The sequence below is a fragment of the Saccharothrix luteola genome, from assembly GCF_020859565.1.
Classification (GTDB): domain Bacteria; phylum Actinomycetota; class Actinomycetes; order Mycobacteriales; family Pseudonocardiaceae; genus Actinosynnema; species Actinosynnema luteola.
The window spans coordinates 122,955-143,289 of sequence record NZ_JAJHUO010000006.1 but is presented as its reverse complement, the minus strand read 5'-3'; the positions used below and the strand labels follow the sequence as shown (position 1 = coordinate 143,289).

Sequence of the window (20,335 nt, the reverse complement as noted above, 5' to 3'; positions counted from 1 at the left end):
CTCACGGGGTCGAGCACCCGCCGACCGCGGCGGGCAGCGGAGCGGGCTTGCCGAACGACGGCAGGCCCAGCGTCACGCCCGGCGTCTTCGGCTTCACCCCGGCCTCGGACCGGTCACCCGCCTTGGTCCGGCGGTGCGACAGCAGGGGGCCGTCCGCGATCAGGTTGTGCGGCGCGCCGTAGGTCACCACGGTCTCCACCACGTCGCCTGGCCGCACGTGCGCGTCACCGGGCGTGAAGTGCACCAGGCGGCCGTCGCGGGCGCGGCCGGTCATCCGGTGCGTCTCGGCGTCCTTGCGGCCCTCGCCGGACGCGACCAGCAGCTCGACCCTGCGGCCGACCTGCTCGCGGTTCAGCTCGTGCGCGATGTCGTTGACCAGCGTGACCAGCCGGTCGTACCGCTCCTGCACGACCTGCTTGGGCAGCTGGTCCGGCAGTTCGGCGGCGGGCGTGCCCGGCCGCTTGGAGTACTGGAACGTGAACGCCGACGAGAACCGCGCCTCGCGGACGACGTCCAGGGTCGCCTGGAAGTCCTCCTCGGTCTCACCGGGGAAGCCGACGATGATGTCGGTGGTGATGGCCGCGTCCGGCATGGCCGCGCGCACGTCGTCCAGGATGGACAGGTACTTCGCGGTCCGGTACGAGCGGCGCATCTCCTTGAGCACGCGGTCCGAGCCCGACTGCAGCGGCATGTGCAGCGAGTGGCACACCGCGGGCGTCTCGGCCATCGCGGCGATCACGTCGCCGGTGAAGTCCTTCGGGTGCGGCGAGGTGAACCGGACCCGCTCCAGGCCCTCGATGCCGCCGGTCGCGCGCAGCAGCTTGCCGAACGCGTAGCGGTCGCCGAACTCGACGCCGTAGGAGTTGACGTTCTGCCCGAGCAGCGTCACCTCCAGCACGCCCTCGTCGACCAGCGCCTGCACCTCGGCCAGCACCTCGCCGGGACGGCGGTCCTTCTCCTTGCCCCGCAGCGACGGGACGATGCAGAACGTGCACGTGTTGTTGCAGCCGACGGACACCGAGACCCAGCCGGAGTAGGCCGAGTCGCGGCGGGCGGGCAGCGTCGAGGGGAAGGTCTCCAGCGAGTCCAGGATCTCGACCTGGGCCTCGCGGTTGTGCCGCGCGCGTTCCAGCAGCACGGGCAGCGAGCCGATGTTGTGCGTGCCGAAGACCACGTCCACCCACGGCGCGCGCTTGACGATCTCGCCCTGGTCCTTCTGCGCGAGGCAGCCGCCGACGGCGATCTGCATATCGGGGTTCGCGGACTTGGCGGGGGCGAGGTGGCCGAGCGTGCCGTAGAGCTTGTTGTCGGCGTTCTCCCGCACGGCGCAGGTGTTGAACACCACGACGTCCGGCGCGACGTCGCCTTCGGCGGGCGTGTAGCCCGCGTCCTCCAACATGCCGGCCAGGCGCTCGGAGTCGTGCACGTTCATCTGGCAGCCGAACGTGCGGATCTGGTAACTGCGAGTCACTGCACCTAGTCCTTCCGTCGGGTCCAGCGTAGAGCGTGGACGTGCGACGATGCGCGGGTGTCGGGAACGCTCCTGCGGTTGCACGCGGTCGGGGCCGCATTGGCGCTGGCCACCCTGTCGTTGGCGGCGTGCGGCGACGACCTGGACCAGGTCAAGCTCACCATGGCGGCCGGCAGCCCCGGCGGGGTGTACCACGCCCTGGGCACGGCGCTGGCCGACGCGTGGACCCGCGACCCCGGCATCCCGCGCCCGCAGGTGGCGACCACGGCCGGCTCCGTGGACAACCTCGACCGGTTGCGGGCCAACCAGGCGCAGGTCGGGTTCTCGGCGGCCGACGCGGCGGAGAGGAAGCAGCAGGGCGACGGGGGGCACAAGCTGTACGCGCTGGCCCGGATGCACGACGACTACCTCCAGCTGATCGTGCGGGACGACGTGCCGGCCACGAGGCTGGCCGACCTGAAGGGCCTGCGGGTGAGCGTGGGCGCCCGCGACTCCGGCGTGTGGCTGATCGCGCAGCGGCTGCTCACGGCGGCCGACATGTCGCCCAGCGACCTCAAGGTCCAGTACATGGACCTGCGGACCAGCACGACCGCGATGCTCGACGGTCAGCTGGACGCGTTCTTCTGGTCCGGCGGCGTGCCGACGGACGCGGTCACCAACCTGGCCACGACGCTGAAGCTGCGCATGCTCGACCTGAGCGACGTCCTGCCGAAGCTGCGCCAGACCTACCCGGTGTACGGCTCGGCGACCCTGCCCGCGTCGGCGTACGAGCAGATCGGGGGCGGCCCCGTCGTCACCCTGGTGGTGCGCAACTTCCTCCTCGTCAACGACACGATGTCCGAAGAGGTGGCGGAAGCGCTGGTCAGGGGCCTGTTCCAGGCCCAGCCGGCCTTGGTCGCGGCCAGTCCGGTGGCGAGGTCCATAGAGGTCCGCTCGGCGATCGAGACGACGCCGATCGAATTGCACCCCGGCGCGATGAGGTATTACCGCGATGTAAAAGTTTAGTGCATGTTCCTCATTTCTATGGTGTTAAGCGCCGTGCGTGAACGCTCGCCCAAGTCGGGGTCAAGTGCGCGCCTGCTCGGCGTTTTCCGGCACTAGGCCGTTAGGGTGGCGGCAAGCGCGAGACCAGGGACGGCTCGTGCGGGAACCCCACGCCGATACGGAGAGCTCATGTCCGTTGATTCGGTACGCGCGCGTTTTCACGCAGCGTATTCTTCATTCCTTACCCGACCGCGATTCCCTCGTTGGGTAGTCGCGGTCGCGGTGCTCGCCGTGGTGGCCGGCACCGGTTTCGACGCCTCACCTAGATGGCCGACCCGCATTCAGGTGTTCGTGGCCAACAGCGGCTCCGACAACGTCACCGTGTACGACACGCGCCTGGGCAAGGTGACGGCCACGATCGGGGTCGGCGACTACCCCGCCGGTGTCGGCGCGCACCCGTCCGGTCACCGCGTCTACATCACCAACGAGTCGTCCAACACCGTCTCCGTGATCGACACCCGGTCCCTCGCCGTGATCGCCACCGTGCCCGTCGGGGCCAACCCCTTCGGCGTCGCGGCCACGCCCACCCACGCCTACGTGACCAACTTCGGCTCCCACGACGTCACGGTCATCGACACGGCGACGAACGCGCCGGTGAAGACCATCCCGGTGGGGCGGTTCCCGCACAGCGCGGTCGCCCACCCCGACGGCTCCCGCGTGTACGTGACCAACAACGGCGGCGACAGCGTCACGGTCATCGACACCGGCTCGCAGACGGCCGTCGGCACCATCCCGGTCGGCGTCTTCCCGTCGGGCATCGCCATCGCGTTCGACGGCTCGCGGCTCTACGTGGCCAACACCGGCGACGACACGGTGACCGTCATCGACACCGCCGGGAACAACCCCGTCAGGACCACCAAGGTCGGGAACGCGCCCCTCGGCGTCTCCGTCACCCCCGGTGGCCGGGTCCACGTCGCCAACACCGGCTCCAACACGGTCAGCATCCTCGGGCCCACCGGCGCACCCCTCGACGAGGTCAAGGTCCAACGCATGCCCGAGGGCTCCGCGGCGGCGCCCGACGACAGCTTCGTCTACATCACCAACACCGGATCGGACACCGTGTCGGTCATCAACGCCAAGACCGGCAAGCCCGCAACACCGTTCGCCGTGGGCAAGCGGCCCGAGGGCGTGGCGGTCACGTCCTGACCGTGCTCAGGCGGCGGGGAACTCGACGGTCACCCGCAGGCCACCGCCCTCCGGCGACTCCAACCGCACGGACCCGTCCACCCGTTCCACGATCTGCCTCACCAGCGCCAGCCCGAGGCCGGAGCCCTGCACGTTCTGGTGCGCCGGGCTGCGCCAGAACCGGTCCGTGGCGCGATCCAGCTCCTCCGGCGCGAGGCCCGGGCCCTCGTCCTGCACCGACAGCCGCACCACGCCGCCCTGCCGGCGCACGTCGACGCGCACCAGGGTGCCGTCGGAGGTGAACTTCAGCGCGTTGTCCAGCAGCGCGTCCAGCACGGTCTCCACGCCGCGCGGCGGCACGAGGGCCCGGCCGCCCGGCTCGCCGTCGAGAACCAGATGCACCTCGCGCGCCGCGGCGGCGGGCTGCCACGCCGACAGCCGCCCGGCCACCGCCCGGTCGACGTCCACCGGCACGGGGTCGACCGACTGCGCGCCCGCCCGCGCCATGGACAGCAGCTCGTCCAGGATCCGGTTGAGCCGGTTGGCCTCGTCCAACGCCGCCGCCTGGTGCGCGGCGCCCTCGCCGACCACGTGGTCCTCCAAATTGGACAGACGCAGCTTCAACGCGGTCAACGGGTTGCGCAGCTGGTGCGAGGCGTCCGCGACGAACGCGCGCTGCGCCGCCAGCACGTCGCTCACGTTCGCCGCCATCTGGTCGAACGACCGCGACAGCTGCCGCAGCTCCGGCGGGCCGTCCGACGAGCCGACCGGCTGCACGGGCTGCCCGGACACCACCGCCGCGAGCAGCCGCCCGGTCGCGTCGTCCAACCTCCGCACGGGCCGCAACGTCCACCGGACCAGCGGCAACGCCACGAACACGCCGAGCACGAGGACCAGCGTGCTCCCGCCGAGCAGCACCGACCACCACAGCAGGACCTCGCCCCGCGTCTTCGACGTCGGCGAGAACGTCACCACCGCGCCGCGGACCTCGCCCGCCTCCAGCACCGGCTCCGCGAGCACCAGCTCGGTCGACTCCCAGGGCATGACCAGCTCCGGCGCGCTCGGCTGGCGGCCGGCCAGCGCGGCGTGCACCAGGTCCGCCACCTCGGGCGCGGACACGTCCACGTCGTCCGAGGACGCCGCCACCACCTGCCCGTCCCGCCCGAGCAGGGCCACCCGGATGCCGTACAGCTCGTGGTAGCGGCGCAGCTCGGGCTTGAGCACCTCGGGCTGGTCGTCGATGAACGGCCGCTGCGCCACGGACGCGAACCGGGTGGTGTCGGTGAGCCGGTCCAGGAACATCTCCTGCTGCTCGGCCTGCGCCATGCCGCGGCCCAGGGGGACGCCCAGACCGAGGAGCACCAGCACGACCAGCGTCAACACGATGCCCAGCAGCCGCGACCGCACTCAGCCCCCGCTCAACCGGTACCCGACACCGCGCACCGTCTCCAACAACGAAGGACGCCCGAGCTTGGTCCGCAACGTCGCCACGTGCACGTCCAGGGTCCGGTTGGCCCCCGCCCAGGTGCGTCCCCACACCTCGGCCAGGATGCGCTCCCGGGTGCAGACCGCGCCACCCGCCGCCACCACCAGAGCCAACACCTGGAACTCCTTGCGCGACAGCGCCACGGGTTCACCCGCCACGGTGACCTCGTGCCGACCGAGGTCGACCCGCACGTCGGCGACCTCGAACACCTCGGTGCCGGTGCCGCCGACGCCGACCGGGTCGCCGCGCCGCCGCCGCACCGCGTGCACGCGGGCCACCAGCTCACCCACGTCGTAGGGCTTGACCAGGTAGTCGTCCGCCCCGGCGTGCAGGCCGAGGATCCGGTCGTCGATCTCGCCGCGGGCCGACACCACGATGATCGCGACGTCACTCGCCGCACGGATGTGCCGGCAGAGCGTGACACCGTCCACATCGGGCAGGCCGAGGTCGAGCAGCACCACGTCGACGCCAGTCAGCCGATCGAGTGTCCCCCGACCGGTGGCCTGCCGGTCTACCGTGAAACCGCGTCGGGTCAGCGCCGGCACCAGCGCTTCCGCCACGCGGTCGTCGTCCTCGACCAACAGCACCCGCACCGTGGAGCCTCCCCGATAAGTGTCGCCACCCTGTGACAGAGTTGAGACCCTAAGTCTTGCTCAACCGCCTGGACTGGTGTGGTGATTCACACCTAGGTTTCCGCCATCGCTCAGGAACCCCCTACTGGAGGACTGATGACCGCCGCCACTCCTGCACCGCCGATGATCCGGATGGCGGGCGTGGACAAGTTCTTCGGACCTCTGCACGTCCTCAAGGGCGTCACGCTGGAGGTGCCGAAGGGGCAGGTCGTCGTCGTGCTCGGGCCCTCGGGCTCGGGCAAGTCCACGCTGTGCCGCACGATCAACCGGCTCGAGCCGATCGAGTCCGGCGTGATCGAGGTGGACGGCCAGGCGCTGCCCGCAGAGGGCAAGGAACTCGCCCGGTTGCGCGCCGATGTCGGCATGGTGTTCCAGTCGTTCAACCTGTTCGCCCACAAGAGCATCGTCGACAACGTGATGCTCGCGCCGGTGAAGGTCCGCAAGACCCCGGCGGCCGAGGCCCGCAAGACGGCCATGGAGCTGCTGGAGCGGGTCGGCATCGCGAACCAGGCGGAGAAGTACCCCGCCCAGCTCTCGGGCGGGCAGCAGCAGCGCGCGGCGATCGCCCGCGCCCTGGCGATGCGGCCCAAGGTGATGCTGTTCGACGAGCCGACCTCCGCGCTGGACCCCGAGATGGTCCAGGAGGTGCTGGACGTGATGACGACGCTGGCCAAGGAGGGCATGACCATGCTCGTGGTGACCCACGAGATGGGCTTCGCCCGCAAGGCCGCGGACCGCGTCATCTTCATGTCCGACGGCGAGGTCGTCGAGGACTCGACGCCGGAGTCGTTCTTCTCCGCGCCGAAGTCCAACCGCGCGAAGGACTTCCTTGGCAAGATCCTGACCCACTGAAGTCCCACGAACGCGGCGCTGAGCCTGGCGCCGCACTACCGAAGAAGAGCAGGAGAAGGACGATGAGGGTTCGCACCCTTGCGGTGGCGCTGCTGGCCGGCGGCCTCGCCCTGACCGCATGCGGCAAGGAGGGTGGCCCCGGCGACACGGGCACGGCCCCCTCCCAGAAGGTCGCCGCCGACGTGAAGGTCGACGGCTCGCCGACCTTCGACAAGATCAAGGCCCGTGGCCGCGTCATCGTCGGCGTCAAGGAGGACCAGCCCGGTCTCGGTTACAAGGACCCGACCAGCGGCAAGTTCACCGGCTTCGACATCGAGATCGCGAAGCTGGTCGCCGCCAAGCTCGGCTACGGCGACGACAAGATCGACTACAAGGCCATCCCGTCGGCCGGTCGCGAGCAGGCGCTGATCAACGGTGACGTGGACTACTACGTCGGCACCTACACGATCAACGCCAAGCGCAAGGAGCAGGTCGGGTTCGCCGGCCCGTACTTCACCGCCGGGCAGGACCTGCTGGTGAAGAAGGACGACAACACGATCACCGGCCCCGAGACGCTCAAGGGCAAGAAGGTCTGCTCGGTGACCGGCTCCACGCCGATCCAGAAGGTCAAGTCCGAGGGCCTGACCGAGCCGGAGAACATCGTCGAGCTCCAGACCTACTCGCTGTGCGTCGAGCAGCTGGAGCAGGGCGCGGTCGACGCCGTCACCACCGACGACGCGATCCTCAAGGGCTACGCCTCGCAGTCGCCGACCACGCTGAAGGTCGTCGGCAAGACCTTCTCGAACGAGCCGTACGGCATCGGCATCCCCAAGGAGGACAAGGCCCTGCGCACCAAGGTCAACGACATCCTGGACGAGGCCATCAACGGCGGCGCCTGGCAGGCGGCCTACGACGCCACCCTGGGCCAGTCGGGCTCGTCGGCCGACAAGCCCGTGATCGAACGCTACTGATCTCGTTCCCGCGGCCGGTCGTCGGAGTTCCGGCGACCGGCCGCACCACACCCACCTAGCCGAGGAAGCCGATGGACGTCCTGCTCGACAACCTCGACCTGTACGGGCCCGGGTTCCTCAACACCGTCGAGCTGTTCCTGATCTCCGCGGTCGGGTCGCTGGTGTTGGGGACGATCCTGGCGATGCTGCGGGTCGCGCCGGTCCCCGTGCTGCGGGCCATCGGCACCGCCTACGTGACGATCGTCCGCAACACCCCGCTCACGCTGGTGTTCTTCTTCTTCGCCTTCGCGTTCCCGCTGCTCAAGATCGTGACCGCGGACACGTTCGGCGGTTCGGCGGCCAGCTTCTACTTCAGCGCCGCCCTCACCGCGCTGATCCTCTACACGGCGGCGTTCGTGTGCGAGGTCGTGCGGGCCGGCATCAACACCGTCCCGGTCGGCCAGGCGGAGGCCTCGCGCGCGCTCGGCCTGACGTTCGGCCAGATGCTCGGGTCCGTGGTGCTGCCGCAGGCGACCCGCGCGGTCGTGCCGCCGATGATGAGCACGATGATCGCCCTGCTGAAGAACACCACCATCGCGGCGGGCTTCTCGGTGTTCCAGGCGGGCTCCATCAGCGCCAACCTGTCCGAGCGCGGCGAGAACCAGCTGTTCGGCCTGCTCTGGGTCGCCGGGTTCTTCGTGGTGCTCGTGATCCCCATGACCCTGCTGCAACGCAGCCTTGAGAAGCGGTGGAGCATCGCCCGATGAGCTCGGTCCTGTTCGACGTCCCCGGGCCGCGGGCCCGGCTGCGCCACCGCCTCTACGCGGTGATCGGCACGCTCGTGCTGGTCGCGGGCATCGGCTTCGTGATCTACCGGTTCGCCGAGAGCGGCCAGTTCGAAGGCCGGAAGTGGTCCTGGCTGGAGTACAAGAACATCCAGCTGACCCTGGTCGACGCGTTGCTGAACACGCTCAAGGCGTTCGGCCTCGGCGCGGTGTTCGCCCTCGTCTTCGGCGCGATCTTCGCCGCCGGCCAGCTCTCCGACCACAAGGTCATCCGCGTGCCGTCGATGCTGATCGTCGAGCTGTTCCGCGCGGTGCCGCTGGTCGTGCTGATCTTCGTCTTCCACTACGGCGTGTCCCTCGGCCCGCCGCTGTACTCGGTCGTGCTCGGTCTGACGCTCTACAACGGCTCGGTGCTGGCCGAGGTGTTCCGCGCGGGCGTGCTGTCGCTGCCGCGCGGGCAGAGCGAGGCGGCCTACGCGGTGGGCATGCGCAAGACGCAGGTGATGAGGCACGTGCTGCTGCCGCAGGCCGTGCGGGCGATGCTGCCGGCGATCATCAGCCAGCTGGTCGTGCTGCTCAAGGACACCGCGCTCGGCTTCCTCATCACCTACGACGAGCTGCTGGACTTCGCGCGCGACATCGGCAGCCAGTTCCAGTTCGGCCGGCCGCTGGTGCCCGTCACGATCATCGTGGCCGCGATCTACATCTCCATGTGCCTGCTGCTCACGTGGCTGGCGACGTACCTGGAGAAGCGCAGCCGGCGTGACAAGAAGGTCATCGAGCTGGAGAAGAAGCCGGCCGAGGACGTCGTCGCGGCGGCGGTCTGAGCGTGGCCGCACTCGCGGCGTCCGGCGCGTTGTTCCTCGACGAGCTGGGCCGGGTCCTCGTGGTCGAACCGACCTACAAGGACCACTGGGAGATCCCGGGCGGTGTGGTCGAGCCGGGCGAGACGCCGCGCGAGGCGTGCGCCCGGGAGGTGCTGGAGGAGCTGGGCCTGGCCGTGGAGCCGGGCCCGCTGCTCGTCGTGGACTGGGCGCCGTCGGGTGAGCAGGACCGGGTCCTGTTCATCTTCGACGGCGGCTCGCTCGGTTCCGCCACCATCCGGCTGCAAGCCTCGGAGCTGCGCTCCTACCGGTACGTCGAGCCCGGCGAGGTGCCGGACGCGCTGATCCCCCGGCTGGCCAGGCGGGTGTCCGCCGCGCTCGACGCACGTGAGCGCGGCGTCACCCTCTACCTCGAACACGGGTTAGTAACGGAGTAGCGCGCCTACGCCCTCCCGGAGGCCGGCGGAGTCGGTGACGACCACCTGCGCGCCGGTGGCCGCCGCGGCGGTGCCCAGCGCCTCGTCGGCCCGCTGCTCGCCGACGTGCTCGACGCCGAGGCCGCGCAGGTCCTTCTCCCGCAGCGCGAGCTGCGCCGGGTCGTCGCCGGAGAACACGGTGCGGTCGCCGAGCGCCGGGTCGGACACCAGCAGCGCGGCCACCTTCGCCTCGCGCAGCGCCTCCACCACGGGCGCCAGGCCCTGCACCGCGCGTCCGTCGGGGCGGCCGGCCTCGGCGGTGAACTCCTCCACCACGTCGTTGTCCAGGTCGAACTGGTACTGGGCCACGAGCGACTGCACGGCGTGGTCGAACGCGGCGTCGTCACCGCCCTCGGCCAGGGTCGCCCCCTCGACCTCGATCAGCACGTCGCGGCACCGCGGGCTCAGCTCCTCGCGCACGTCCGCACGCGCCTGCACCTCGCCGCCCAGGACCAGCAGCCGGGCGTCCAGGTCCGTCACCAGCCGGTCGACCTCGGCGGCCACCAGCGCGGCGTTGCGCTTGGTCGTCTCCTCGACGGCCTTCTGCAGCCGCCGGTGCGACCAGCCGCCGCCGGGGACCTTGTGCAACGGGTGCTGCTCGCCGCGCACCTGGTCGTGCACCTCGCCCGCCCGCTCGCCGCGCCCGTCGTACCCGTGCAGGTCCGCGCCCGCCCGGTCGACCGTGACGACGACGTGCGCCACAGCGGGTTCCGTCCAGGTGGCCAGCGGCAGCAGGTGCGGCCGGTCAGACCAGCGGGCGGTCTCCACCGCGGGCGGGCGTGGCAGCACCCGGTCCAGCAGCAGCGCGCCCTGCGCCGCGACGAGCGCCCGGCCGGACTTGCCCGGCACCGGCGTGAGCACCGCTTGCTGCATCGCGTCCAGCGTCGCGTCGTCCGCGCCCTGCCGGGCCAGTTCCTCGCGCACCCCGCGCCAGCGCAGCTCCATGGCCTTGGCCGCGTCCTCGGTGTCGTGCGAGGCGTCCAGGTAGACCGACGCGAACGGGCCGCGTTGCCTGACCAGCTCTCCCAACGAAGACATGTCCATTGGCCTCGGCTACCCGATCGTGCGCCGCGTAACCTCGGGGGCATGGTGGACGAACCGGGTGCGATCACCAGGGTGCAGCAGAACGCCGTCGAGCACCTGCTCAAGGTGGGGATCAGCGGCTTCGGGCCGTTCAAGGGCGCCCGGCAGATGGCCGTCGAGGCGCTGGACAAGGGGTTGACGCCGGAGGAGGCGATCAAGCACCTGATCCGGACGCACGTGGCGGCGGCGGGCGTCCAGGGCTTCGCGACCAACGTCGGCGGCCTGATCACGCTGCCGGTCGCCCTGCCCGCGAACCTGACCGCCTCCTACCTGGTGCAGACGCACCTGATCGCGTCGATCGCCGCCGTGCACGGGCACGACCTGGAAAGCGACGAGGTGCAGACGGCGATCCTGGTGTGCCTGCTGGGCAACGCGGGGACCGAGCTGCTGAAGAAGGCGGGCATCAAGGTGGGCTCCCGGCTCACCATGAACCTGATCGAGCGCATTCCCGCCCAGCTCATCCGCGAGGTCAACAAGCGCGTCGGCTTCACCCTCCTGGCCAAGTACGGCACCAGCAAGGCGACCGTGACCCTGGCCAAGGGCGTGCCGCTGGTGGGCGGTGTCATCGGCGGCACGTTCGACGCCGTCACGACCCGCGCCGTGGGCGCCTTCGCGTCCCGCTTCTTCACCGAGCGCGAAGAACCACCGGCGGTCGTGGACGGCACCGTGATCGACGGCGAGATCGTCTCGATCGTCGAGAACCACGAGTAGCGGGCCCTGGGCTTCGTCGATTGGCCCAACGAACCGGCCTGGAGTTGGCCCTTAGGTTGGGCCAATCGGGCACCTAGCGTGACGTGCCATGGGGACGACGAAGGTGCTCGCGGTCGCGCAGGCGGCCAACTCGGTGGGTGACGGGGCGTTCTACGTCTGTTCCGCGCTCTACTTCACCCGGATCGTCGGCTTGTCGGCCGCGCAAGTCGGGGTGGCGTTGACGGTCGCCTGGGCGGTCGGGGCGGTGGTCGGGGTCGGGTTCGGGCACCTCGCCGACCGGGTCGGGCCGCGGCGGGTGGCGGTCGGGTTGGCGGTGGTCACGGCGGGGGCGCTGGCGTCGTTCCTGGTGGTCCGCTTGTTCTGGGCGTTCGTGGTGGCCGCGTGCGTCTACACGTGCGGTCAGTGCGGGTTGGCCGCCGCACGGCAGGCGTTGCTGGCGGGGCTGGTCGGGCCGGAGCGGCGGACGCGGGTGCGGGCCGTGCTGCAGTCCGTGGTCAACGGTGGGCTGGCGGTCGGCGCGGGGCTCGGCGGGGTGGCGCTGCACGTCGACGCGGCGGCGGCCTACCTCGCGGTGTTCGCGGTGGACGCGGTGGGGTTCGTGGTCGCGGCGGTGGTCCTGCGCGGGGTGCCCGAGGTGGTGGCGGTCGCCCGGACGGGACGGCTCGGCGTGCTGCGGGACCGGCCGTACGCGCTGGTGGCGTTGCTGAACTCGGTCCTGCTGCTCTACCTGCCGATGCTGAGCCTGGTGGTGCCGCTGTGGGTCGTCGAACGCACCTCCGCGCCGAAGTGGGTGGTCGGCCTGCTCTTCGTGCTCAACACGGCCGCCGTGGTGGTGGGGCAGGTGCGGCTGGCGCGTGGTGTCACCGACTTGCGCACGGCGGCACGGTCGGTGCGGCAGGGCGGGGTGTTGCTGCTCGCGTCGTGCGTCGTGTTCGCGTTGTCCGCGGAAGTACCCGATCGGGTGGCGGTGGCCGTGCTCGTCGGCGCGGCAGGCCTCCAGGTCGTCGGCGAGATGCTGCACGGCGCGGGGTCGTGGGAGATCGGCTTCGGCCTCGCGCCGGCCGACAAGCAGGGCCAGTACCAGGGGTTCTACGGCACCGGCACGGCGGTCGCGCGCACCGTCGGCCCGCTGCTGCTGACCACCCTGGTGCTGGGCGGGGGAGTGGTGGGCTGGCTCGTGCTCGGCGCGCTCTTCCTGTCCGCCGCACTGGCCATGACGCCTGCGGTGACGTGGTCCGAGCGGTCGCGGCGGAAAATGATTGGCGTCGCGGCGTGAACCAGGCTACGGTCATGACCATGTTCTTCCAGATCTACCTCTGAGGACTTCTTCCTCCAGCGCCGCACCGGCCTCGGGCCGTGCCGCGCTCTTCTCCTGGTGGCCCCAGCGGCTCTTCTCACGACCGTGTCGAACCACGGGTCGTAGCCCTTTGCACGCCTCGAACCTCGAGGAGGCGAACGCATGCCCACCATGCGCAACGAACCGCCACACGACGACCAGCCGACCAACCGCGCCGCACGCCGCGGCGCCCGCTCGAACGGCGCGGTGCACCCGCGCTTCGCGGGCGGCCGAGCTGTCGTCACCCCGCGCCAGTACGCCATGCGGCGTCGCTGACCAGCGACATCGCCACACCCAGGAGGCACACATGACCGATCAGGACGTTCCGCAGGTCGACGACGGCGAGCAGGACCAGCCGGAGCAGCCCGCCGTTCCGCTCAACCGCGCGGCCCGCCGCGGTCACGCCCAGAAGAACGACGGCGTGAACAAGGCCCCGGGTCGCCCGCACCAGAACACGTTCGTCGGACGACGCGTGTTCCGGCGCACGAGCGGCGGCTGAGCGACGAGCACCACCGGCACGCGACCGCTCGACTAGTCTCCGGTGCGCGATGAGCGCACACCTGGTGAGCCCGGAGCTGGTCGGGCGGTCGGCCGAACTCGGGCACCTCGCGGGCGCGTTCGACCACGCGCCCGCGACGGTGCTCCTCGGCGGTGAGGCGGGGGTCGGGAAGTCCCGGCTCGTCGACGACTTCACCGCGCGGCTCGACGCCACCGTGTTGCTCGGCGGCTGCGTCGAGCTGGACGGGCTGCCGTTCGCGCCGTTCGTCGCGGCCCTGCGCGGTGTCGAGCTCGCGGACCGGGAACGCGCCGACCTCGCGCCGCTGCTGCCCTCGGGCGAGGCGACGGGCGACGAGGCGCGACCGAGGCTGTTCGAGGGCGTGTTGTCGTTGCTGGTCAGGCTTTCCGAGCAGCGGCCGGTGGTCCTCGTGGTCGAGGACGCGCACTGGCTCGACCGCTCCAGCCGCGACCTGCTCGACTTCCTGGTGCGCAACCAGCGCGCGGTGCCGCGGTCGTCGGTCGTGGTGACCTACCGGTCGGACGAACTCGGCGGACCGGTGCGGCCGTTGCTGGCCGAGCTGAGCCGGGTGCCGTGGGTGCGCCGGTTCGAGCTGCCCCGATTGTCCGCCCGCGACGTGCGGGCCCAGCTGCGCGGGATCCTCGGCGCGGAACCGGATCCGGTGTCCGCGCACGCCGTGTTCCGGCGCAGCGAGGGCAACCCGCTGTTCGTCGAGGCGCTGGTGGACGGCGCGGCGGAGCTGTCGCTGGAGGAGTTGCTGCTCAGCCGGGTCGATCGGCTGGAGCCGGACGCCGTCGCAGTCGTGCGCGCCGCCGCCGTCGGTGGTCGACGTGTGTCCCACGAGATCCTCGTTCAGGTCCACGACGTCACGTCGATGCGGTCCGTTGTGGACGGCGGCGTGATGGTCGTGGACGGTGACGGCTACGCGTTCCGGCACGCGTTGATCCGCGACGCCGTCTACCGGCGGCTGCTCCCCGGTGAACGGGTCGAGCTGCACGCGCGGTACGCCGCCGTGCTGCCGAGGTCCGCCGCCGCCGAGCTGGCGCACCACCGGTACGCGGCCGGTGACCTCACGGGCGCGGTGTCGGCCGCGTGGGAAGCCGCCGGCGTCGCCCGCCGAGCCCTGGCCTACGCCGAGCAGCTGGCCATGCTCGACCGCGTGCTGTCGTTGTGGGACAACGCTTCCCACCTCGGCGTCGACCGGCTCACCGTGCTGGAGGCGGCCGGTGAGGCGGCGAGCCGCGCGGGCGAGCACGAGCGCGGCGAGGAGCTGACCACCGAGCTGCTGGCGGGCCTGGACCCGGAGGCCGAGCGGATCCGGTACGCGGCCGTGGTGGAGCAACGCGGTCGGCTGCGCGCCCAGCTCGGGCGGCGGGGTGCGCTCGAAGACCACCGCGAGGCCGTGCGGCTCGCGCCCGAGGGGCACCCGATCCGCGGTTACCTGCTCAACTCGCTGGCCGCCCGGCTGATGGCCGTCCCGCTCCCGGACGAGGCGCGTGAGGTGGCGGAAGAGGCGTTGGGCGCGGCCCACCACGCCGGCGACGACCCGTCCGAGGCCGCCGCCCTGATCACGCTGGCCGTGCTGGACGTGCGGCTCGGCGACCTGGACGCGCAGCTGCCCCGGCTCCGCCGCGCGCGGGCCATCGCCGAGCACGTCGCCGCGCACCGCGTGCGGCTGCGCGCGCTGCACTGCGAGTCGTCGTTGTCCGAGGCGTACGGGCGGCTCGCGGAGGCGGAGGAGCTGGCCCGGCTGGGCCTCCGGACCGCCCGCGAGCTCGGGTTGGCCCGGTCCGCCGGCGCGTCGCACGCCGTGGACCTGGCCAGGGCGTTGATCGCGGCGGGCCGGTGGGACGAGGCGCTGGAGTGCGTCGACCACGCGCTGGACCACGCGCCGCCCGCCGTCCACCACGCGCACCTGCTGTGCCTGGCGGGGTTCGTGGACGTGCGGCGCGGCGAGGTCGACCGGGCCGAGTGGGCGTTGACCAGGGCGCGGCAGCTGACCGACGCGCCGTTCATCCAGGACCCGCTGCAACTGCACCGGCTGGAGGCCGAGGTGCGGTGGGCGCGGGGCCGGCCGGACGAGGCGGCGGCCGTGGTGCGGGCGGCGTTCGACCTGCCGCACGCGCGGATCGCGTCCCGGTTCTCCTGGCCGCTGGCCGCGGTGGGCGCACGGCTCGGGGTGGCCGTGCCGGACCTGCCGGTGGCCGGGCCGGTCCAGGCCGCGTGGGCGTTGACGTGCCGGGGCGAGTGGCGGGCCGCGGTCGACGCGTGGGAGGCGTTGGGACAGCCGCTGTGGCACGCCGAGGCGTTGTTCGGGCTGGCTTCCGAGACTCGGGACGCCGACGCGTTGCGACGGGCGGCGGAGCTGGCCGACGGGCTGGGCGCGACGCCGTTGCGCGACCGGGTCGCCGAGCTGGCGCGACGGGCGCGGGTGACGTTGACGGGCGAGGGCGACTCGCACCGGGCCGGGTTCGGGCTCACCGCGGGCGAGGTGGAGATCCTGCGGCTGGTCACGGACGGCCTGGCCAACCGGGAGATCGCCGAACGGCTCTTCATCTCGGTGAAGACGGCGAGCGTGCACGTGTCGAACATCCTCGGCAAGCTCGGCGTGGCCAACCGGGTCGAGGCGGCGGCGACGGCGCACCGGCTGAGGCTGTTCGAATAGGGCTCGTGCCCGATGCCGCGCGGGGCGCCTTAGACCGACCGTTGACGGCATGGAGATCCTGGGAATCGCGGGGAGCGTCCGCGCGCAGTCGTTCAACCGGAGGTTGCTGGCCGCGGCACGGCACGAGCTGCCGGACGGCGCGCGGTTGGTGCCGTGGGACGGGCTGGCGTCCGTGCCGCCGTTCGACGAGGACGCCGAGGACGGGCCGGTGCCGCCGGCGGTCGCGGCGCTGCGGGAGGCCATCGGGTCGGCCACGGCGTTGCTGATCGCGACGCCGGAGTACAACGGGTCGGTCCCGGGGCAGTTGAAGAACGCGCTGGACTGGGCGTCCCGCCCGTACGGCGCGGGGGTGCTGACGGGCAAGCCGGTCGCCGTGGTCGGCGCGAGCCCGGGCCCGCGCGGCGCGGCGGCGGCGCAGGAGGACCTGCGGCGGGTGCTGACCACGGCCGGCGCGGCGGTGATCGGCGCGCCGCTGGCGGTCGGGCAGGCGTTCCGCCGGTTCGACGAGCACGACCGCCTGCTGGACCACGAGCTGCGCGCGGGGCTGGCCGGTGTCCTGGCGGAGCTGACCGGTCGGGTGGCCGCGTGACCGCGGTCCTGGAGCGGACGCGGTGGGGCGCGGTGCCGGCGGTGTCCTCGGGCGTCGTGCTGGCGGCGCTCGACCTCACGGCCGTCGCGGTCGCGTTGCCCGTGCTCGGCGCGGACCTGGGTGCCGGGCCCGCGGTCACGCAGTGGGTCCTGCTGGCCTACAACATCCCGCTGATCGCGTTGAGCCTCCCGGCCGGGCGCTGGCTGGACCGGGCCGGTCACCTGCCCGCGTTCCTGCTGTCGGTGGGCGGGTTCGGGGTGGCGAGCCTGCTGATCGCGATCGCGCCGAACGCCGGGGTGGTGTTGGCGGGTCGGGCGTTGCAAGGGGTGTTCGGCGCGTTGATCGGCGCGGTCACGATGCCGATCATCGCGGCCAACGTGCGTCCGGAGCACCGAGCGCGCGCTATGGGGATCGTGCTCACGTTGATCCCGTTGAGCGGGGTGGCCGGGCCGGCGGTGGGCGGGGTGCTGACCGACCTGTTCGGCTGGCGGTCGGTGTTCCTGGTGAACCTGCCGGTGGTCGTGGTCGCGGTGCTGGTGGGCCGGCGGGGGATCGCGGCCGACGGGCGCGGCCTGCCGTGGCCGGGACGGCGGCTGCTGGTCGAGTCGGTGGTGCACGGCGTACGCGTGCTGCGGCGGCCGTCGTTGGCGTTGCCGCTGGCCGCCCTGCCGCTGATCGTGGCCGGTGTCGGCGCGCTGAACTTCGTGGTGCCCTACGTGCTGGTGGGCCAGCCGTCGCGGACGGTGGGCCTGGTGCTGCTGGCGCTGTCGGCGGGCATGGCGGTGCTGTCGCCGATCGCGGGGGTGGTCGCGGACCGGTACGGGTACCGGGAGGTCGCTCTCGTCGGCGCGGTCGTGATCTTGATCGGTACGGTGCTGTTGCTCCGTGCGGGTGACGATCCGTGGGACCTGGCGTGGCGGCTGGCGGTGATCGGCGTCGGCCACGGGCTGTTCGCCGGACCCCACGCGGCGGTGCTGCTGGAGCGGACGCCGCCGGAGCTGATGGGCACGTCCGGAGGCGTGACGACGCTGGTCCGCACGGTGGGGTTCTCGGTGGGGCCGGTGCTGGGCGCGGCCCTGGGCGGGTTCGGGCAGACCGTCCCGGTGCTCGTCGCGATCACCGTGCTGGGCGTGCTGCTGACGGCCGCGCAGCTGAAGGTGCGCTGACGCGGGTCGTGCTCTGTTCAGGCAGGTGATCTGCCGATCACGTCCTCGGCGAACTAGCCTGAGCTGGGTAGCAACCGGGTCCGGCGGAGATCGGGAGGCGCCCATGAGGATCGCTGACGTGTTGCGCAACAAGGGTTCGGCCGTGGCCACGGTCGAGTCGAGAGCGTCGGTGGCGGAGCTCGTCGCCGCGCTGGCCGAGCACAACGTGGGCGCGATGGTGGTGCTCGGGCCCGAGGGCATCGCCGGGATCGTGTCCGAGCGCGACGTCGTGCGGAAGCTGCACGACCGGGGCGGCGAGCTGCTGGCCGCGCCGGTGGCGGAGATCATGACCAGCGAGGTGTTCACCTGCACGCCGCGGGACTCGGTCGACAGCCTCACGGTGTTGATGACCGAGCGCCGCATCCGGCACGTGCCGGTGGTTGACGGCGGTGAGCTGGTCGGCATCGTCAGCATCGGCGACGTCGTGAAGAGCAGGATCAGCCAGTTGCAGGAGGACCAGAACCAGTTGACCGCGTACATAGTGCAGGGCTAGCGACCGACCGCGCGGGCGCCTCCGGGTGTCCGCGCGGCCGTGCGGTCAGCTGTCGCGCCCGCGGTGGTAGTGCCGGCTGACCCTGGCCCGGTTGCCGCACGACGGCTTGCACCACTCCTGCCGGGGGTGCGCCTTGACGAAGTACCGGATGCACCGGGGCCCGGGGCAGGCGCGCAGGTCCGCCCGCGTGCCGCCGGCCAGGAACTCGATGGCCGCGGTCGCCACCGTGGCCAGCAGGCGGTCGCCGTCGTCGGCCGAGTCCACGTAGCGCAGCGTCGGCTGCTCGTCCCACTCCAACCGCGCTGCCCGCGGCGCCCGGGCGGCGGCGTCGTTGACGATCTCCAGCGCGCGTCCGACATCCATCAGGTGCGGCGCGTCCAGGCGTTCGCGGGCCTGCGCGGCGTGCGCGAACAGCGACCGCACGGCCCAGCGCAGCTCGACCGCCCGCCGCCGCAGCGCCTCGTCCGCCGGCACACCGGCCCACGTGGCGAAGCCGTCGGGCGTGGCCAGGTCGTCCACGAGCCCGCCGTGCCCGTCGTGCCGGACCGTGCCCGCGAACTCCAACGCCAGTGCCACCCCGGCGAGTCTAGTGATAGGTTCCCTAACGCACTTGGGCAGATCAACCATTAGGGGGAGCTGTGACGATCCAGGCGAAGGCGTTGGACGCCCACCGCAGGCTGGCCGCCGCGATCGAGGACCTCACCGACGAGCAGGTCGCGCAGCCGTCGGCGCTGCCCGGCTGGACGCGCGGACACGTGCTGGCCCACCTGGCCAAGGGCACCGTCGCGCTCGCGGGCCAGGCCGAGCACGAGGGCACGAAGGTCGAGCCCTACCCCGGCGGCCGGGCCGCGCGCGACGCCGCGATCGAAGCCGACGCGGGGTGTTCCGCGGCGGAGCACCGGGCCGCGATCGCCGCCGCCGTCGACCGGCTCGTCAAGGCCTGGGACGGGGTCCGGGACTGGGACACCCCCGTCTACTACCGCGACGGCACGCTCACCGGCACCGCCTACGGGGTCTGGCGCGAGGCCGAGATCCACCTCCGGGACCTCGACCTCGGCCCCGTCACCTGGTCGCCCGAGTTCTGCGAGCACGCGATCGACTTCCTGGCCGTGCGCGTGCCCGACGGCGTCCGGCTCACGCTCCAGGCCCCGCAACGCCGGTGGACCATCGGCGAGGGCGAGGACGTCACCCTGACCGGCTCGCTCACCGACCTGACCGCGTGGCTGGCGGGTCGCGAGCCGGCCGGGACGATCACCGGCGAGGCGCCCGAGCTCAAGCCATGGCCGTAGCCCGGTCGGGCACCTCCAGGCCGAACTCCTCGCGCAGCACCCTCGCCCGCTCCCCGGGTGTCAGCGTGCGCTTGACGACCGAGCCGTCGGGCCGCGTCTCGGTCAGCTCGAAGTCCTTGAGGTTGTGGCGGGCGTGGTCGTCGGTGCGCTGCGCCAGCAGCGGGCCGACGAACGAGGACGCCGGGTTGGTGGACATGTAGTAGTTGAGGATCCGGTAGTCCGCGGGCCCGCGCGGGTCCTCGGTGAAGTCGTACAGCGCGAACCAGTCGCCGGCCTGGAACGACCGGAGCGTCCACACGCCGTCGGCGTGGTCGAGCCGGAACGTCCAGTCGCCCTGCCGCGCCACCGCGCCGACCTCCAGCGGCAACGGCTCCAGCAGCCCGCCGCCGCCGAAGCCGACGTCGACCAGCCAGCGCCGGTCCACGCGCAGCACGGCGTGCGTGCGGGGGATGTCGCCGGTGCGGCCGAGCAGCACGCGGCCGGTGAGCCCGGTCACCTCGTAGCCGAGCCGGTCGAGCACGGCGGCGAACAGCAGGTTCTGCTCGAAGCAGTACCCGCCGCGCCGCCGTGCGACCAGCTTGTCCTGCAACGACGGCACGTCCAGCGCGATCGGCACGCCGTCGTGCACGTCGGCGTTCTCGAAGCTGATGGCCGCCAGGTGCGCGCGGTGCAGGCCGCGCAGGGTGGTCACCCGGTCGGCGGCGGGGTCGATGGTGAAGGCGACGCGGTCGAGGTACGCGTCGAGGTCGAGGAGTTCGCCATTCCACACCAGGCCAGAATGTCAGCCGTGGCGTCGATCGGTTCTGTCACGCTTCGGCCGCGC

The 20,335-nt window shown here is 72.1% G+C and carries 22 protein-coding genes; 16 read left to right on the top strand and 6 right to left on the bottom strand.

Annotation, left to right across the window (positions count from 1 at the left end; genetic code table 11):
* Position 1: 1 nt before the first annotated feature.
* Positions 2–1,471, bottom strand: coding sequence for a tRNA (N6-isopentenyl adenosine(37)-C2)-methylthiotransferase MiaB (miaB, locus tag LNK82_RS10115; protein WP_230566672.1), 1,470 nt, complete (start codon positions 1,469–1,471; stop codon positions 2–4).
* 57 nt (positions 1,472–1,528) lie between these two features.
* Here miaB and LNK82_RS10110 point away from each other — a divergent pair, with 57 nt between their 5' ends.
* A complete protein-coding gene (locus LNK82_RS10110; RefSeq protein WP_230566671.1) occupies positions 1,529–2,476 on the top strand; it encodes a TAXI family TRAP transporter solute-binding subunit in 948 nt (315 codons plus the stop codon).
* Positions 2,477–2,746: 270 nt separating this feature from the next.
* Positions 2,747–3,661 (top strand): YVTN family beta-propeller repeat protein, encoded by a 915-nt coding sequence (locus tag LNK82_RS10105; RefSeq protein WP_230566670.1) that lies wholly within the window; start codon positions 2,747–2,749, stop codon positions 3,659–3,661.
* Between the two features lie 6 nt (positions 3,662–3,667).
* Here the strand turns inward: LNK82_RS10105 and LNK82_RS10100 are convergent, their stop codons facing one another.
* Together LNK82_RS10100 and LNK82_RS10095 are read right to left on the bottom strand one after the other, a co-directional pair.
* The gene (locus LNK82_RS10100) at positions 3,668–5,047 is read right to left on the bottom strand and encodes a sensor histidine kinase (protein ID WP_230566669.1); all 1,380 of its coding nucleotides are present in this window, start codon (positions 5,045–5,047) and stop codon (positions 3,668–3,670) included.
* Positions 5,048–5,719: a response regulator transcription factor gene (locus LNK82_RS10095; protein WP_073886595.1), complete on the bottom strand. Its 672-nt coding sequence runs from the start codon at positions 5,717–5,719 to the stop codon at positions 5,048–5,050.
* Positions 5,720–5,881: 162 nt separating this feature from the next.
* On the opposite strand from LNK82_RS10095, the gene LNK82_RS10090 reads away from it, so the two are divergent.
* From LNK82_RS10090 to LNK82_RS10070, 5 genes are all read left to right on the top strand, one after another.
* A complete protein-coding gene (locus LNK82_RS10090) occupies positions 5,882–6,610 on the top strand; it encodes an amino acid ABC transporter ATP-binding protein (protein WP_230566874.1) in 729 nt (242 codons plus the stop codon).
* Positions 6,611–6,672: 62 nt separating this feature from the next.
* Entirely contained in the window at positions 6,673–7,560 is an 888-nt protein-coding gene (locus LNK82_RS10085) for a glutamate ABC transporter substrate-binding protein (protein WP_230566668.1), read from the top strand.
* Between the two features lie 71 nt (positions 7,561–7,631).
* Positions 7,632–8,306: an amino acid ABC transporter permease gene (locus LNK82_RS10080; RefSeq protein ID WP_230566667.1), complete on the top strand. Its 675-nt coding sequence runs from the start codon at positions 7,632–7,634 to the stop codon at positions 8,304–8,306.
* Entirely contained in the window at positions 8,303–9,151 is an 849-nt protein-coding gene (locus LNK82_RS10075) for an amino acid ABC transporter permease (protein WP_230566666.1), read from the top strand. The genes LNK82_RS10080 and LNK82_RS10075 overlap by 4 nt, the downstream gene beginning before the upstream one ends.
* A gap of 2 nt (positions 9,152–9,153) precedes the next feature.
* Positions 9,154–9,585, top strand: coding sequence for an NUDIX domain-containing protein (locus tag LNK82_RS10070; RefSeq protein ID WP_308257188.1), 432 nt, complete (start codon positions 9,154–9,156; stop codon positions 9,583–9,585).
* On the opposite strand, the gene LNK82_RS10065 is transcribed toward LNK82_RS10070, so the two are convergent.
* Positions 9,571–10,662, bottom strand: a complete 1,092-nt coding sequence (locus tag LNK82_RS10065) for an Rv2629 family ribosome hibernation factor (RefSeq protein WP_230566665.1) — start codon at positions 10,660–10,662, stop codon at positions 9,571–9,573. The genes LNK82_RS10070 and LNK82_RS10065 overlap by 15 nt on opposite strands.
* 48 nt (positions 10,663–10,710) lie before the next feature.
* Here LNK82_RS10065 and LNK82_RS10060 point away from each other — a divergent pair, with 48 nt between their 5' ends.
* The 8 genes from LNK82_RS10060 (at position 10,711) to LNK82_RS10025 (ending at position 18,223) form a co-directional block, all read left to right on the top strand.
* A complete protein-coding gene (locus tag LNK82_RS10060) occupies positions 10,711–11,418 on the top strand; it encodes an EcsC family protein (protein WP_230566664.1) in 708 nt (235 codons plus the stop codon).
* Between the two features lie 88 nt (positions 11,419–11,506).
* A complete protein-coding gene (locus tag LNK82_RS10055) occupies positions 11,507–12,694 on the top strand; it encodes an MFS transporter (protein WP_230566663.1) in 1,188 nt (395 codons plus the stop codon).
* Between the two features lie 183 nt (positions 12,695–12,877).
* Positions 12,878–13,030 (top strand): hypothetical protein, encoded by a 153-nt coding sequence (locus LNK82_RS10050; protein ID WP_230566662.1) that lies wholly within the window; start codon positions 12,878–12,880, stop codon positions 13,028–13,030.
* Between the two features lie 31 nt (positions 13,031–13,061).
* Positions 13,062–13,253 carry a hypothetical protein gene (locus tag LNK82_RS10045; RefSeq protein ID WP_230566661.1) on the top strand — a complete coding sequence of 64 codons (192 nt, stop codon included), beginning with the start codon at positions 13,062–13,064 and terminating at the stop codon, positions 13,251–13,253.
* Between the two features lie 49 nt (positions 13,254–13,302).
* Positions 13,303–15,936, top strand: a complete 2,634-nt coding sequence (locus LNK82_RS10040) for an ATP-binding protein (protein WP_230566660.1) — start codon at positions 13,303–13,305, stop codon at positions 15,934–15,936.
* 49 nt (positions 15,937–15,985) lie between these two features.
* A complete protein-coding gene (locus LNK82_RS10035; protein WP_230566659.1) occupies positions 15,986–16,525 on the top strand; it encodes an NADPH-dependent FMN reductase in 540 nt (179 codons plus the stop codon).
* The gene (locus LNK82_RS10030; protein ID WP_230566658.1) at positions 16,522–17,691 is read left to right on the top strand and encodes an MFS transporter; all 1,170 of its coding nucleotides are present in this window, start codon (positions 16,522–16,524) and stop codon (positions 17,689–17,691) included. The genes LNK82_RS10035 and LNK82_RS10030 overlap by 4 nt, the downstream gene beginning before the upstream one ends.
* 103 nt (positions 17,692–17,794) lie before the next feature.
* Positions 17,795–18,223, top strand: coding sequence for a CBS domain-containing protein (locus LNK82_RS10025; protein ID WP_230566657.1), 429 nt, complete (start codon positions 17,795–17,797; stop codon positions 18,221–18,223).
* A gap of 45 nt (positions 18,224–18,268) precedes the next feature.
* Here LNK82_RS10025 and LNK82_RS10020 read toward each other — a convergent pair whose 3' ends face one another.
* Positions 18,269–18,799: a CGNR zinc finger domain-containing protein gene (locus LNK82_RS10020; RefSeq protein ID WP_230566656.1), complete on the bottom strand. Its 531-nt coding sequence runs from the start codon at positions 18,797–18,799 to the stop codon at positions 18,269–18,271.
* Between the two features lie 62 nt (positions 18,800–18,861).
* Between LNK82_RS10020 and LNK82_RS10015 the strand changes: the two genes are divergently transcribed.
* On the top strand, positions 18,862–19,512 hold the full coding sequence (locus tag LNK82_RS10015) for a maleylpyruvate isomerase family mycothiol-dependent enzyme (RefSeq protein ID WP_230566655.1): 651 nt from the start codon (positions 18,862–18,864) through the stop codon (positions 19,510–19,512).
* On the opposite strand, the gene LNK82_RS10010 is transcribed toward LNK82_RS10015, so the two are convergent.
* Positions 19,496–20,281: an arylamine N-acetyltransferase family protein gene (locus LNK82_RS10010; RefSeq protein WP_230566654.1), complete on the bottom strand. Its 786-nt coding sequence runs from the start codon at positions 20,279–20,281 to the stop codon at positions 19,496–19,498. The genes LNK82_RS10015 and LNK82_RS10010 overlap by 17 nt on opposite strands.
* Positions 20,282–20,335 lie beyond the last annotated feature (54 nt).

What these genes read in the sequence shown, in the direction of transcription:
- LNK82_RS10090 (WP_230566874.1), top strand. Translation starts at nt 5,882, where the DNA reads ATGATCCGGATGGCGGGCGTGGACAAGTTCTTCGGACCTCTGCACGTC.
- LNK82_RS10085 (WP_230566668.1), top strand. Translation starts at nt 6,673, where the DNA reads ATGAGGGTTCGCACCCTTGCGGTGGCGCTGCTGGCCGGCGGCCTCGCC.
- LNK82_RS10080 (WP_230566667.1), top strand. Translation starts at nt 7,632, where the DNA reads ATGGACGTCCTGCTCGACAACCTCGACCTGTACGGGCCCGGGTTCCTC.
- LNK82_RS10075 (WP_230566666.1), top strand. Translation starts at nt 8,303, where the DNA reads ATGAGCTCGGTCCTGTTCGACGTCCCCGGGCCGCGGGCCCGGCTGCGC.
- LNK82_RS10065 (WP_230566665.1), bottom strand. Translation starts at nt 10,662, where the DNA reads ATGTCTTCGTTGGGAGAGCTGGTCAGGCAACGCGGCCCGTTCGCGTCG.
- LNK82_RS10060 (WP_230566664.1), top strand. Translation starts at nt 10,711, where the DNA reads ATGGTGGACGAACCGGGTGCGATCACCAGGGTGCAGCAGAACGCCGTC.
- LNK82_RS10055 (WP_230566663.1), top strand. Translation starts at nt 11,507, where the DNA reads ATGGGGACGACGAAGGTGCTCGCGGTCGCGCAGGCGGCCAACTCGGTG.
- LNK82_RS10050 (WP_230566662.1), top strand. Translation starts at nt 12,878, where the DNA reads ATGCCCACCATGCGCAACGAACCGCCACACGACGACCAGCCGACCAAC.
- LNK82_RS10045 (WP_230566661.1), top strand. Translation starts at nt 13,062, where the DNA reads ATGACCGATCAGGACGTTCCGCAGGTCGACGACGGCGAGCAGGACCAG.
- LNK82_RS10040 (WP_230566660.1), top strand. Translation starts at nt 13,303, where the DNA reads ATGAGCGCACACCTGGTGAGCCCGGAGCTGGTCGGGCGGTCGGCCGAA.
- LNK82_RS10035 (WP_230566659.1), top strand. Translation starts at nt 15,986, where the DNA reads ATGGAGATCCTGGGAATCGCGGGGAGCGTCCGCGCGCAGTCGTTCAAC.
- LNK82_RS10025 (WP_230566657.1), top strand. Translation starts at nt 17,795, where the DNA reads ATGAGGATCGCTGACGTGTTGCGCAACAAGGGTTCGGCCGTGGCCACG.